Consider the following 13334-nt stretch of genomic DNA (forward strand, 5'->3'; position numbering starts at 1 on the left):
GCCAGGAGGCGTTCGACGGTGGCCTCGCCACGGGACTGCTTTGCCATGGAGGGAGTATAGGTCCGGGTCAAGAACTCGAATATTTTTCTAGAAACTAACTCCAAAACCATGCTCCGCCGATCCATACTGCGGCCATGGATGATCTGTTGATGAAGGTTGTCTCCGCCGGTATCACGGGCGGACTGGTCGCTCTGGTCGGATACGCGAGCGTCGCCCGCCGCCGACGCCAGGTCGCCCGCGCCGAGGCCGCCCGGACCTCGACCGAGGACCCCACCCAGGCGCTGCTGCGGCACGCCGAGGACGCGGACCGCGAGCGGGACGCTCTGGCCGCGCAGGGCCGTCTCACCGAAGCGCTCTTCCACGCGGGCGAGGCAGTCGAGCACTGGACGGCGCTCACCCAGGCCCGCGTCGGCCGCTTCCAGGGCGAACGGCAGTCCGCGCTGCTCCGCCTCGAAGAGCTGCGCACCCGCGCCGGGTCGGCCTGAGCGCCCAGGAAGGACGTGTCATGGCCCTCGCCCAATGGACCGGCCGGAGCCGGGACCCCGCCGTCGTGTCCGCGGACGTCGCCCGCGCGCTCACCGCCGAACTCGGCCTCCCCGGCCCGCCGCCCACCCACGTCCTCGCGGGCGACAGCGAGGGCCGCCCTCGGCGCACTCCGGCGCGGCGGCCCGTCTGCGCGGGAGAGAGTGACGCCACGAGCCGCGCAGGACACGGGCGACGGGAGCGGCCTCCGACAACGGGCGCGGCGATCCACGGACTTCGCCTGTTCGCGGTGACCTGGTGACCTTGATCGCTGGTCCCCGATCGCGCACATCGGTGGCCGCCCTCCGCGTAGGGTCGCTCGTATGGATCTCCGTCTCCGCATGCGTCAGGCCCTTCCCGAAGCGATGCGCGCCCGCGACAAGCCCGCCGTGAGCGCCCTGCGTTCGACGCTCGCCGCGCTCGACAACGCCGAGGCGGTCACTCCCACCGAGGAACAGCTGCGGGGCACCGCCATCGAGGCGTCGCCCTCGGGGGTCGGCGTCACCGAGGCCGTGCGGCAGGAGCTGAGTGAGGAGACGGTGGCGGAGATGGTCCGCGCCGAGGCCGCCGAGCGCCTGGAGGCCGCCGAACAGCTGACCGCGCCCGCCCACGCCGACCGGGCCGCCCGACTGCGCGCCGAGGCCGACGTCCTGCTGCGTCTCCTGGACGGTCCGGCGACCGCCTAGTACGCCGCCGCGACGGACTGTGGACATGATCGGCCCCCGCGGCCCACGATGAGCGGATGCTCGGAACCCTCCTCGCCTTCCTCGGCGCCTGCACCCTGATCGCGGCCTCACCCGGCCCGAGCACCATGCTGATCATCCAGCAGTCGCTGCGCAGCAAGCGGGCCGGATTCCTCACCGTGCTGGGCAACGAGACCGGTGTCTTCATCTGGGGTGTCGCCGCCGCGTTCGGCCTCACGGCGCTCCTGGAGGCGTCCCGGCTCGCCTACGACGTCATGAGGATCGTCGGCGCGGTCGTGCTGATCGTCTTCGGCGTGAAGGCGCTGCTGAACGCCCGCCGGGCGGGGAACGCGGCGGTCCACGACGAGACGGCGGCGGTCCGCTCGGGGTGGCGCGCGTACCGCTCGGGCCTGCTGCTCAACCTCGCCAACCCCAAGGCGGCGGTCTTCGCGATGTCCTTCCTGCCGCAGTTCGTGCCGTCGGGCGCTCCCCATCTGGCCACCATGATCGGCCTGGCGGCCGTCTGGGCGGTGTTCGAGGTCGGCTACTACGGGCTGTACGTATGGTTCGTCGCCCGGCTGAGGAAGGTCGTCTCCCGAGCCAAGGTGCGGCAGCGCCTCGAACAGGTCTCCGGCGGTGTGCTGCTCCTTCTCGGCATCCGGATGGCCGTCGAGAGCTGACGCGCCCACCCGGCACGGCGAGGGTGACCCACGTCACACCTTTGTCCTGTCAGGAATCGGGCCGCTGTCCCGCTCAACCCGTAGAGAGCACGCACACAGAGCGCGTGCGTACCGACGGGAGCAGCTCATGAAGCACCGCATCGTCGTCCTCGGCGCCGGCTACGCCGGGGCCTACGTCGCCGGGAACCTGGCGCGTCGGCTGTCCCCCACGGACACCGAGATCACCGTGGTCAACGCCGAGCCGGACTTCGTGCAGCGGCTGCGGATGCACCAGTTCGCGGCCGGTCAGGAGGTCGAGGCCCCGAGGCTCGCCGACGTCTTCGCGGGCACGGGCATCCGGCTGCGCCTCGCCCGTGTCACGGCCGTCGACCCCGCGCGCCAGGTCGTCACCCTGACCGACCCCCAGGACGGCGGCGAACTCGGCTACGACACCCTCCTGTACGCGCTCGGCAGCCACACCGCCGACCACGGCGTCCCCGGCCTCACCGAGCACGCCTTCGACGTCGCAGGCCGCCCCTCGGCGCTGCGCCTGCGCGAGCGCCTCGACCACCTGGACCGGTCCGACACGGCCGCCGGTCGGAGCGTCGTGGTCGTCGGCGACGGGCTGACCGGCATCGAGACCGCCACCGAGATCGCCGAGTCCCGGCCCGGCCTGTCGGTGACCCTGATCGCCCGCGGCGAGCTGGGCGCCGCGCTCTCCGACGGCGCCCGTGACCACCTGCGCCGCGCGTGCGACCGACTCGGCATCACCGTCCGGGAACACACCACCGTGGAGGCGGTCGAAGCGACGCGCGTCCGCTGCGCCGACGGCACCAGCGTGCTGTCCGACGCCACGGTGTGGACCGCCGGGTTCGCGGTCCACCCGATCGCCGCCGCGAGCGGCCTCGACGTCACGGAGAGCGGCCGGATCGTCGTCGACCGCACCATGCGGTCGGTCTCGCACCCGAACGTCTACGCCGCGGGTGACAGCGTCCACGTCATCGGCGACAACGGCCGCCCCCTGCCGATGTCCTGCGCCTCGGCCGGCTACACCGGCCGGCAGGCCATGCTGGCGATCGTGGGGCGCCTGACCGGGCGCGAGATCCCGAACGTCAAGCTGGAGTACGTGGGCAACCACATCAGCCTCGGCCGGCGCGACGGCATCATGCAGTTCGTCGACGAGGAGGCGCGGGCGAAGCCGAAGCACTTCAGTGGCCGCAAGGCCGCCCGGTTCAAGGCCGCGATCCTCGCGATGTCGCTCTGGACCACCGAGCACCCGACCTTCGGCCTGCCCACGCGCACGCACCGGCTCACCGCCGCGGCGACGCAAGCGCCTCCACACGCGCCGGCGGACGCATCCACGGCCGCGTCGGCGGACGTTCCCGCCCGAACGGCAGCCGCGTAGGTGCACATGATCACTAGGGTGGCCTCCATGGACTCCCCGGGCTCCACCCCGTCCGACCCGTTCGACACCAGCACGTTCGAGGCCGGCCGGAACCGGCTGGCCTCGCTGGCGTACCGACTGCTCGGCTCCGCCGCCGACGCCGAGGACGCCGTGCAGGACGCCTTCCTGCACTGGCAGGCGGCGGACCGGCAGCGGATCGTCGTGCCCGAGGCCTGGCTGACCAAGGTCGTCACCAACCTGTGCCTCGACCGGCTCCGCTCGGCGCAGGCCCGCCGCGAACGCGCCGCCGGCGACTGGCTGCCCGAACCGCTCCTGCAGGGCGACCCGATGCTCGGCCCCGCCGACACCTTCGAGCAGCGCGAATCGGTCTCCCTGGCCGTACTGACCCTCATGGAGCGGCTCTCGCCTGTCGAGCGGGCCGTCTACGTCCTGCGCGAGGCGTTCTCGTACAGCCACGGCGAGATCGCCGAGATCCTCGACATCACCGAGTCCGCGAGCCAGCAGCACCTCCACCGGGCCCGGAACCGGGTCACCACCACCACGCGCCGTCGCCCCGGTATCGGCGAGGTCGACCGGGCGGCCGCCCGCCGGATCGTCGAGGAGTTCCTCGCCGCCGCCACCTCGGGCCGCACCGACCAACTGGTGGCGCTGCTCACCGACGACGCGACCGCGGTCTCCGACGGCGCGGGCGGCATGGCCACGAAGCTGCTGCGGTACGACACCCCGGAGCGCATCGCCGCCCTGGCCCGGGCCGGCTTCAAGTCGACCCCCGCGAAGCACCGCCTGGTCGGCGGGCGACCCGCCATGCACTTCGCCCTGGTCAACGGCTCCCCCGCCCTCCTCGCCGTGCTCCCCGACCAGGACGGCGACCGGGTCGTCGGCTCGGTGACCTTCGACCTCGTCGACGGCCGGATCGCGACGGTACGCGGCATCGCCGCCCCGGCCCGTCTCGCCCGCCTCACCGAGGCCTGGCGCCGGCGCGAGGAGGACACACCCCTCATGGCCGAGTGGTGACACCGGCCCTACGGTGAGGACATGACTCACGACCTCACACGGTTACACCACGTCGGGCACGTCGTCAGCGACATGGCACAGGCCATGGCGCTCTACCGGAGGCTCGGATTTCGCCTTCCTCCGCCCAGCGTCCCGGCGTTGGCCCCCCGTGCGGGCGCCGCGCCGGAGCCGCTCGGGGCGGCGAACACGCACGCCGACCTCTCCCGGAGCTTCGTCGAGTTGGTGACCCCGGTGCAGCCAGGGAGCATGGCGGGCCTGCCCCCTGACGCGCGGGTCGTTCCGCTCCAGGCGCCTGTGGAGAAGCTTCCCCTGATGCTCTCGCGGATCGAGGCGACCAGCGCTCAGCTTGCCGGATGGCGTGATCGCTTCGAAGGGCTCCACATCCTGATGTTCTCCTCGCCGGACGTGGACGGCGCGGCGAAGCGGCTCACCGCTGCCGGCGTCGGACACGGCGGGGTGAACACCGTCGGCCGACCGGTCGAGACGCCCGACGGCGTGCGCACGGAGCCTGTCCGCTACCTGGAGATCGATGGTGCGCCGGAAGGCCGGGTAGGCGTCGTCGCCGACGTGGACCCGGAGTTCCAGCACACCCGTCACCTCGACCACCCCAACGGCGCCCAGGACCTCGTCGAGGCGGTCCTGTGCGTTCCTGACGGACAACTCCCTCTGGTCCGCGAGCGGTACGAGCGATATCTGGGCCGGCCGCTCTCCGCAGGGGGGCCGGTCACCCTCCTGACCGAGTCCGACCTCTCGGATCTGCTGCCGGGCGAGGACCCGCCCGCGCTCCCGGCGCTTGTCGCCTGCACCGTCACGGTCCCCGACATCGCCCGAGTGCGCGCGCTGCTCGCGGAGAGTCGGTTGCCCGTACGCGAGACGGCCCGTGGGGAACTCTTCGTCCCGGCCGAAGCGGCCCTGGGAGCAGCTCTGATCTTCCGGGAGGCCTGACAGGGGCGGGGGAGCCCGGAGCCGCGTGGTTCCACGCCATCAGCAGTGGTGACTTGGTCACTCGCCGGACGGCAGCGGGCCAAGGGCCATAGGATCACCGCGCGTTCAGGGGAGATCCGAGGGGGAGAACCGGAATGAGGCCGCTCGACGCGTCCATGCCGAAGGAGGCCGGGCCGTACCGTCTGCTGACCGAACTCGGCAGCGGCGGCATGGGCCGCGTCTTCCTCGGCGCGGCTCCCGACGGCCGCCTCGCGGCGGTGAAGCAGGTGCACCAGCGGTTCGCCGCCGAGGACGGCTTCCGGAGCCGTTTCCGCCGCGAGGTCACCGCCTCCCGCAAGGTCTCGGGCGCGTACACGGCCGCCGTCATGGACGCGGACGCCGACGCCGAGCTCCCATGGCTCGCCTCGGTGTTCGTGGCCGGCCCTTCGCTGGGTGCGGCCGTGAAGTCCACCGGCCCGCTGCCGACCGAGACGGTACGCCGCCTGGCACTGGGCCTGGTGACGGCCCTGGACGAGATCCACCGCGTGGGCCTCATCCACCGCGACCTGAAGCCCGAGAACATCCTGCTCGCCGAGGACGGCGTCCGCGTCATCGACTTCGGTATCGCACGGGCCGCCGAGCCGGAGGGGTCGACCGCGCTGACGCAGACGGGCTGGGCGATCGGCTCGCCCCCGTTCATGTCGCCCGAGCAGGCGGAGAGCAAGGAACTCACCCCGGCGAGCGACGTCTTCTCCCTCGGCTCGGTCCTCGCCCTGGCGGCGACGGGCCGCGCGCCGTTCGCCGCCGCGTCGATGTTCCTGACGCTCCACAACGTCGTCCACACCGAGCCCGACCTCGACGACGTGCCGGATGATCTACGTCCCATCGTTGCCCGCTGCCTCACGAAGGACCCGGCCCCACGACCTGCCCTGGCGGAGCTACGGGACCTGCTGGGCCCGGTGCGGCCCGCGACCAGGCCGTGGCCGCCCGCCGTCCACGGGCTGATCGCCGACCAGAAGGACCGTCTGGACGAGCTGCTGAGCGAGGGCGCCGAGGGTGACAGTGCCCGGCGCACATCCGCCGCGTCGCCTCAGTCCGAACCAGATCTCGAACCAGATCTCGAACCAGAATCAGATCCCGAACCCGAGCCACGGCCCGAGACCGAACCGGTGCGCCTTGACGGCATCGACCAAGACGCCGAGACCGTCACGGCGGCAGCCGCACCGCCGCCCCCGACGCCCACGCCACGCCCGCGCAGGCGCGGCAAGGTGGTCGCCCTCGCCACGGTCGGCGCGGTCGCCCTGGCAGGGACGGGATTCGGTGCGTACCTGCTGCTGCGCAACACGAGTACCGGCGAGCCCGACAAGTACGCCAGCACACCGCTCTGCGCGGACGCCGCCCCGTCGCTCCCCCTCCCCGAACGCCTGACCAGCCAGGACGCCAACGGGAGGTCAGGCTCTTTTGATGTAAGCCGCTGCGAGTGGCACGACGGGGACGACCCCGCCATCAACTGGGCCGCCCGCCCACACGCCATCGTCCAATGGACCGTGCAGCGCACGGAGGAAGGGGGCGAGAACGGCACAGTCCTCCAGGACGAGAAGTTCGACCGGGACGCCGGACCACCTGCCCGCCCGGACACGACCGTCGACTTCGCCGACGAGGCATCGTGGGACCAACCCAACGACAGGATGAACTGCTCGCTGAACGTCCGCGACGGCAACCTCGTGCTGTGGGTCGCGCTCGACGGGAACCGTCACCCCGTATCCACGTGCGAATCGGAAGCCCGGAGGATCGCCGAAGCCGCCGTGTCAGCGACGCCCAGCTGACCCCTTCACCCCGTCCACGAACGCCGCCCACGCGGGGGCGGGGAAGAGAAGGGCGGGGCCAGTGGGGTTCTTGCTGTCCCGGACGGGGACGTGGGTGGGGCGGGCGGCGTCGTTGACTTCGAGGCAGGCCCCGCTCTCGCCTCCGCTGTACGAGGACTTGCGCCACGCGGGGAGGACCGAGGCGTCAGGGATGCTGGTGTTTCCGTGCCGCATGCTCGTATTCCTCCGCTACAGACCTGATCAGTGTCAGCGACTCGCGATGGGAGAGCGCGTCGCCCAGAGCGTGATCGTAGTCCAGCTGACATGCCCGAACCATGGCTGGTTCTTCCCACACGCGACCGGTGTTGAGGCCCTCGACATAGGCGATCGGCGGCTGATCCTCGAACCACATCAGGGACACCAAACCCTCAAGCAGCGTGTGATAGCCGGAGCTGAACGGCAGGACGTGCACCCGGATACGGCGGTTCTCCCCGAGGCGGACGATGTGCCGGAGCGCCTCGCACATCACCGCCGGACCGCCGATTTCACGGCGCAAGACAGCCTCGTCCAGTATCGCCCAGACCGTCGGCGAGCCGAAGTTGTCGAGGATCCGCGCTCGCTCGATGCGTGTGACGACGAGTTGGTCACGCTCCTCGTCGCTCTTGCGTGCGGACCCGGAACTCAGCACGTCCTCGGCGTACGCCCTGGTCTGGAGGATGCCCGGAATCAGCGTCTGCGCGTACACCCGGATCGTCGTCGCCTGGCCCTCGAACTCCAGCGCCTCCGCGAAGTGCTCCGCCACCTTCTTGCCGTCCAGCACCGGCAGGAAGCGCTCGAAGAAGTCGTCCCCCGGGTTCAGCGCGCGGTCCAGGCGGCGGGCGTCCTCGATGCCTGGGCGGCGGCGGCCGGCTTCCATGTGGGCCAGGTGGGTGCGCGAGATGATCGTCCGCTCGCTCAGCTGCTCCTGCGTGAGCCCCGCCGCTTCTCTTCGGCGTTTCAGCTCTTCACCGTATTTTCGACGCGACACCGGATTGTCCTCGATCGCCATCGCCAACTCCCCGACGTGCTGCTCGCGTTGTCACGTGCAAACCCCTGTCGAGCGTAACGTGATCCACGCCACTGTGTGACCGGAACAACACACAGAGCGAAAGGGCTCGCGAGCAATGCAAACCCCCCACGGTCCCGGCGCCTTCGTCGCGCACACCGGAACCGACGTGTACGGCCCCGGCAAGGTCATCGGGGTCGACGGAGTGCACCGGCGCGTGCGGTTCGTGCACTTCGTGGCGACGATCCGCGCCCACGACCTCCGCGCCGCCTCGCCGCGCGAGACGCGGGAGATCCAGGAGTGGCTGCGGGCGAAGCGGCAGCGGTACGGCGGCGAGTGGTGATGCGGCTGCGCGTCTCCCGGGACGGCGGGCGGACCTGGTCCGAGGTCAGCACGTACGCGCCCCTTCGGGAACACGTGCCGGTCGAACCGATTCTGCGCTTCCCGCCCTGCCGTTGCCCCCGCTGCTCCGTCACAGCAGGCGACCGTACGGTCACTCATCCTGCTGTACGGTGAGCACAAAAGCGGCCCCCGAGCTGGTTGCAGCCAGCGCCGAGGGCCTTCACTTCGAGTGTCACGAGAGGCACCCGGAATGCTTCGTCATGCTATCTCTCCGGCTCGGCGGTTCAGTCAGATCCCGCACGAGATCCTCCGGCACCGCGACCTCAATGCCGACGCCGTACGGCTGCTCTGCTGGCAGCTCTCGCTCCCCGACGGCGTCAACGAGGCGCTCTCCAAGACCGCCGAACGGGCGGGCATCCGTAAGGTCGCCTTCCTTCGCGCCAAGGGGCAGTTGAAGCTCGCCGGCTACGTCCACGAGTGGCGCGAGCAGGGGCCCGGCGGGCGGTGGGCCACGCGTCAGCTCGTCTCCAACGTGCCGCTCAGCGCCGCCGAGGCGGCCTCCCTGCGGTCCCGCCCACCGGTCGACTCCGCACCGGCGGACACCCGTCCGGCCGCCGGTGAGCCGACCGGTCGGGCCGTCGGCCGTCATCCAGAGAAAACCCCCGAAGGGAACACCTCCACCCCTCCCCCGCCCGAGGCGCCCGAGGCACATCGGCTCGTCGACGAGTTGACCGCCCTCGACCCCCGGTTGCGCGTCCCGCGCGCGATGGTCCCGGAGTTGGCGGGCCTCGCGGCCCGCTGGCTGGAGGCAGGGCATCTGGCCGATGCCGTACAGGAGTCCATCGCCCGCTGCCTGCCCGGCCGGGGCAGTCCCATCCACCGGCCGGGCGGGCTGCTGCGGTACATCCTCCGCGAGGTGCCCCCGGTCGCCCCGCCGCCTCCACCGCTTCCGGCGCCCCGGGTCACCGGCCTGCGCGAATGCGAGAGCGGGCGGCATGGACAGGCGTACCTGTTCCGGCCCTTGGCGGACGAGGACCGATGCCCGACGTGCCACCCGGCCTCCCCCACCGGTCCTCGTTCACCCGCGCCCGCACCGAGCGGGCCCGCTCTCGCCCGCGCGGCCCTGCGGAAGCGCCTCTAGGCCGCCGGTGTCTTGTCAAGAGCGCGCTCGTCGAGGTGGGCGAAGACGACGAGGTTCTCGGTGTAGTCCCTGGCCGTGCGGTCGTAGGCGCCGGCGCAGGTGATCAGGCGGACGAGCGCGGCGGGTGTGTCGGCGTAGACGCGCTCGTCGGGGAAGTCGTCCTTGCTGAAGCTCTCCACCGAGTCGACCACGAAGACGGCGGTCGTACCGTCGGCGCGCCTGACTTCGAACTGGTCCCTGGGGACGAGTTCGGAGAGCCGTGCGAAGACGGCCGGGGAGGTCGCGGTGTCGAGGTGTCCTGCGATGACCGCGGTGCCCCGTTCACCCGGTGAGATTCCGTCGGTCTGCCAGCCGACCAGGTTCGTATCGTCCGCGGGCGGAGGGTCGAGTGCGCCGGAGGGGCCGATCGCGAGCCCGGTGAACGGGGCGTTGACCCCGATCTTGGGGATCGTCAGGCGGGTCGGGGCCGACCGCGGCATCGTCGGATGCGTCGGCCGAGCCGGTCGGTGGTCCCGGGGTGAGAGAGTGGGGGTGGCCGCGGACGCGGGCTTTCCCGGCTTGGCTCCGGCGGAGTCGGCGGGGGGATTCCCGCCCGATCCGGGCAGGCCAGGGCCGAAGAGGAGCACGAGCGAGGAGAGCAGGAGGGTCCAGAAGGCGGTGGCGATCACCCATCGCCGGATGCGCCGGGGGCGGGGCGTACCCGGGGAGGAGTCTGGCCGGTTCGACACCGGGTGCACCTTTCGACAGTGTGGCGGCTGGCCGGATGGGGCGACGAAACCTGACGCGGGACCACCTGGGGCAGGTGCTCCCGCGTCAGTGACAACTCAGGCAGCGGTGCCGACTGCCTTCTTACGGCGGTAGAGGGCGTACGCCGCCAGACCGCCCGCGAGCACGAGACCGCCGGTCATGCTCGTACCGCTGCTCGCGAGACCGCCGCCGCCGGTGTGCATGCCGCCCTTCGGCTTGTCGTGGCTCCAGCCGTTCTCCTTGCCCTTGTCCTTCCACTCCTTGTCCTTGTCCTTGGACCAGTCGTCGGCGTTGACGAGGGAGAGGGCGCCGGAGCCCGTGTGCATGCCGCCCTTCGGCTTGTCGTGGCTCCAGCCGTTCTCCTTGCCCTTGTCCTTCCACTCCTTGTCCTTGTCCTTGGACCAGTCGTCGGCGTTGACGAGGGAGAGGGCGCCGGAGCCCGTGTGCATGCCGCCCTTCGGCTTGTCGTGGCTCCAGCCGTTCTCCTTGCCCTTGTCCTTCCACTCCTTGTCCTTGTCCTTGGACCAGTCGTCGGCGTTGACGAGGGAGAGGGCGCCGGAGCCGGTGTGCATGCCACCCTTCGGCTTGTCGTGGCTCCAGCCGTTCTCCTTGCCCTTGTCCTTCCACTCCTTGTCCTTGTCCTTGGACCAGTCGTCGGCGTTGACGAGGGAGAGGGCGCCGGAGCCGGTGTGCATGCCACCCTTCGGCTTGTCGTGGCTCCAGCCGTTCTCCTTGCCCTTGTCCTTCCACTCCTTGTCCTTGTCCTTGGACCAGTCGTCGGCGTTGACGAGGGAGAGGGCGCCGGAGCCGGTGTGCATGCCACCCTTCGGCTTGTCGTGGTCCTTCTTGTGGTGGTCCTTCTTGTCCTTGTCCCAGTGGTCTTCGCCGGTCAGCGACAGAGCACCGGAGCCGGTGTGCATGCCGCCCTTCGGCTTGTCGTGCTTCTGGCTGTGGGAGGAGTCGTCCTTGTCCCAGTCACCCGTGGTGGTCGCGTGGGCCCCGGGTGCGGCGAGGGCCAGCGCGCCGGCGGCGGCAGTGGCTGCGAACAGAATGCGGGCAGAGCGCATCGGTGTCTCTTCCTTCCGTCGACCGCGACGGCTGACTGGGCGTCGGCTTCTCGACCGGGTCGACATGTTCCACCGTCAGCTCCCGCCTGCCTGCCCACCACTTGAGATAGTGCATCCGTGATGGGCGGCCAGGACACGGCCCCTCCAGATGACGATGGGTCAGCGCTGGTCGAGGGGGAGGGCGACGTCGACGACCTGGTGGGCGGCGGGGAAGGCGCCGACGAGGGTGGCGCGTCCCGTGAGTGCATCGACCTTGTAGAAGCGCTGCTTGCCGCTGGTGGTCAGGGCGGCGAAGCCGTGGTTGGAGCCGTGGGAGGCCTTGTAGTAGATGTCGAATCCTGCGGACGGGCCGGCGTCCACTCCGAGGGTGCCGGTGGGAGCGAGGGTGCCCGCGTTGGCCGGCGACTGCAGGGAGACGCGGTCGTTTGCGGTGTCGATGTCGAAGAGGGTGGTCGCGGTGGCCGCGTTGAGGTCGTTGTTGGTGTAGGCGGCACCGGTGACCCCGAGAGCGGTGGAGGGCGGCATCGTGGGGTTGGTCAGGGCCCCGTCCGCGGTGGTGGTCCCCGGTGCGGCCGGGTCGTCGATGTTGTGGCGCAGGTTCTGACCCGTGTCGGAGACGACGCGCAGTCGGTTGGCGGCGGGGTTGAAGTCGACGCCGAAGTGGCGCCCCTGCAGGCCCACGGTCAGCTGCGAGACCTTGACGGCCTTGGCGTCGCTGTCGACCGTGTAGACGCCGCCCCGGTCGCCGACGCCGTAGAGCTTGCCGTTCTGGACGCGGAAGTCGATGCCGACGAGCTTGTTGTCCCCGGTCAGGCCCTGGATCCGGCCGAAGGACCAGGTGTCGGTCGGGTCGGCGGTCTCGAAGCCGACGAGGCGCTGGTCGGAGGTGAGGCCTACGCTGACCAGTCCGGAGTGCCGCGCGTGACGGGACGCGAACGTGTCCGCACCCTCCGAGTCCGCCGAAGCCAGACCGGGGGCCAGGACGGAGCCGCACACGGCGAGGGCAGCGACAGCGACAGCGACAGGACGACTACGCACGAGGGTTCTCCGATCGGTTCATGGCCCGCGCTCGGCGTGAGGCGAGTCCACCGACCCTTCGGAGCCGGCCCTCGGTCCAGACGGGCCGAAAGAGCACAAACACCCATCTAAACCACAAAAGTCCTACTACCCCGCCCCACTCGGGCCAACGGATCCGGAACCTCTCGTACCAACAGCCGGCACCGGGCGACGGCCCGGCCTGGACCGTTCGGAGCAGTCCGGATGCGGGCCGGGAGGTCCGGCCGAACCCTTTCACCATGTCGCATCAGCAGTCCCAGCCCGGCTGGGGTCAGCCGCATCCGGGTGGTGGAGGCGAGCCTCCTCGCCGTACGCGCAGCACGGGAAAGATCATCGGGTTCTCGTGCCTGGGCCTGATCGCCGTGGCCGTCGCGCTGGTCGCCGCCGTCACGCTGACCGTCGGGGAGGACGAGCCGGAGCGCAGGACCCCGACGAGTCCGGCCACACCGCAGGAGGAGAACGGGCCCCGGGGCGACGTGCGGATCACCTCGTGCGAGGTGGACTCGGTGACGAAGTGGCCGAGCGCGGAGCTGCTGATCACCAACCGGTCCAGCAAAGCCAGCACCTACACGGTCCAGGTCGAGTTCGTCGACGCCGCGAACACGCGCCTGAGCGAGGCGTACGCGACGACCAACGACGTCGCGCCCGGCCAGCAGTCGAAGGTGACGGCCCAGTCGCTCGACCAGGTCACGGTCGAGATCAGCTGCCGGATCACGGACGTCACCCGCTTCGCCTCCCGCTGAGCGCATGGCGGTGGCGGTCAGCGGGAGGGGGCACCGGCCGGCCCGGCCTGATTCGAACGAAAGGCCCTAGGGCCTGTCCGGTGGATCAGGGCCGGACAGGCCGCGGCGTCTGGTGCGGTGCATCGCAAGGCGCCGGAGCGTCTCGATAGCGGAGCTATCGGGGCGTTTCGGCAACGCGGCG

Annotated in this window: 16 protein-coding genes; 11 read left to right on the top strand and 5 right to left on the bottom strand. The window is 71.0% G+C overall.

Annotation, left to right across the window (positions count from 1 at the left end; genetic code table 11):
• The first annotated feature begins 134 nt into the window (after window positions 1-134).
• The 8 genes from AB0E14_RS37370 to AB0E14_RS37405 all read left to right on the top strand — a co-directional run bounded on the left by AB0E14_RS37370 (window position 135) and on the right by AB0E14_RS37405 (window position 7033).
• Window positions 135-485: a hypothetical protein gene (locus AB0E14_RS37370; RefSeq protein WP_362429191.1), complete on the top strand. Its 351-nt coding sequence runs from the start codon at window positions 135-137 to the stop codon at window positions 483-485.
• 20 nt (window positions 486-505) lie between these two features.
• Window positions 506-784, top strand: a complete 279-nt coding sequence (locus AB0E14_RS37375; RefSeq protein ID WP_362429194.1) for a hypothetical protein — start codon at window positions 506-508, stop codon at window positions 782-784.
• 103 nt (window positions 785-887) lie between these two features.
• Window positions 888-1208 carry a hypothetical protein gene (locus tag AB0E14_RS37380; protein WP_362429237.1) on the top strand — a complete coding sequence of 107 codons (321 nt, stop codon included), beginning with the start codon at window positions 888-890 and terminating at the stop codon, window positions 1206-1208.
• A 56-nt stretch (window positions 1209-1264) separates the two neighbouring features.
• Window positions 1265-1885: a LysE family translocator gene (locus tag AB0E14_RS37385; protein WP_362429197.1), complete on the top strand. Its 621-nt coding sequence runs from the start codon at window positions 1265-1267 to the stop codon at window positions 1883-1885.
• A gap of 127 nt (window positions 1886-2012) precedes the next feature.
• On the top strand, window positions 2013-3269 hold the full coding sequence (locus tag AB0E14_RS37390; RefSeq protein WP_362429200.1) for an FAD-dependent oxidoreductase: 1257 nt from the start codon (window positions 2013-2015) through the stop codon (window positions 3267-3269).
• Window positions 3270-3296: 27 nt separating this feature from the next.
• A complete protein-coding gene (locus AB0E14_RS37395) occupies window positions 3297-4283 on the top strand; it encodes a sigma-70 family RNA polymerase sigma factor (protein WP_362429203.1) in 987 nt (328 codons plus the stop codon).
• Window positions 4284-4304: 21 nt separating this feature from the next.
• A complete protein-coding gene (locus tag AB0E14_RS37400; protein ID WP_362429206.1) occupies window positions 4305-5228 on the top strand; it encodes a VOC family protein in 924 nt (307 codons plus the stop codon).
• Between the two features lie 134 nt (window positions 5229-5362).
• Window positions 5363-7033, top strand: coding sequence for a serine/threonine-protein kinase (locus AB0E14_RS37405; protein WP_362429210.1), 1671 nt, complete (start codon window positions 5363-5365; stop codon window positions 7031-7033).
• On the opposite strand, the gene AB0E14_RS37410 is transcribed toward AB0E14_RS37405, so the two are convergent.
• Complete coding sequence (locus AB0E14_RS37410; protein WP_362429213.1) at window positions 7016-7246, bottom strand: DUF397 domain-containing protein; 231 nt, start codon at window positions 7244-7246, stop codon at window positions 7016-7018. The two genes, AB0E14_RS37405 and AB0E14_RS37410, sit on opposite strands and share 18 nt — an antisense overlap.
• On the bottom strand, window positions 7218-8060 hold the full coding sequence (locus AB0E14_RS37415; protein ID WP_362429216.1) for a helix-turn-helix transcriptional regulator: 843 nt from the start codon (window positions 8058-8060) through the stop codon (window positions 7218-7220). Before AB0E14_RS37415 ends, AB0E14_RS37410 begins: the two co-directional genes overlap by 29 nt.
• A 115-nt stretch (window positions 8061-8175) precedes the next feature.
• Between AB0E14_RS37415 and AB0E14_RS37420 the strand changes: the two genes are divergently transcribed.
• Together AB0E14_RS37420 and AB0E14_RS37425 are read left to right on the top strand one after the other, a co-directional pair.
• Entirely contained in the window at window positions 8176-8400 is a 225-nt protein-coding gene (locus AB0E14_RS37420; RefSeq protein WP_362429219.1) for a hypothetical protein, read from the top strand.
• Between the two features lie 249 nt (window positions 8401-8649).
• Complete coding sequence (locus tag AB0E14_RS37425) at window positions 8650-9540, top strand: hypothetical protein (RefSeq protein WP_362429222.1); 891 nt, start codon at window positions 8650-8652, stop codon at window positions 9538-9540.
• On the opposite strand, the gene AB0E14_RS37430 is transcribed toward AB0E14_RS37425, so the two are convergent.
• The 3 genes from AB0E14_RS37430 to AB0E14_RS37440 form a co-directional block, all read right to left on the bottom strand.
• Entirely contained in the window at window positions 9537-10268 is a 732-nt protein-coding gene (locus AB0E14_RS37430) for a class F sortase (protein ID WP_362429225.1), read from the bottom strand. The genes AB0E14_RS37425 and AB0E14_RS37430 overlap by 4 nt on opposite strands.
• Before the next feature lie 96 nt (window positions 10269-10364).
• A complete protein-coding gene (locus tag AB0E14_RS37435) occupies window positions 10365-11354 on the bottom strand; it encodes a hypothetical protein (protein WP_362429228.1) in 990 nt (329 codons plus the stop codon).
• 159 nt (window positions 11355-11513) lie between these two features.
• Entirely contained in the window at window positions 11514-12392 is an 879-nt protein-coding gene (locus AB0E14_RS37440; protein WP_362429231.1) for a DUF4394 domain-containing protein, read from the bottom strand.
• A gap of 257 nt (window positions 12393-12649) precedes the next feature.
• On the opposite strand from AB0E14_RS37440, the gene AB0E14_RS37445 reads away from it, so the two are divergent.
• A complete protein-coding gene (locus tag AB0E14_RS37445; RefSeq protein ID WP_362429234.1) occupies window positions 12650-13153 on the top strand; it encodes an FxLYD domain-containing protein in 504 nt (167 codons plus the stop codon).
• The last annotated feature ends 181 nt before the right edge of the window (window positions 13154-13334 follow it).

It is taken from the genome of Streptomyces sp. NPDC047981, assembly GCF_040653315.1.
GTDB lineage: Bacteria > Actinomycetota > Actinomycetes > Streptomycetales > Streptomycetaceae > Streptomyces.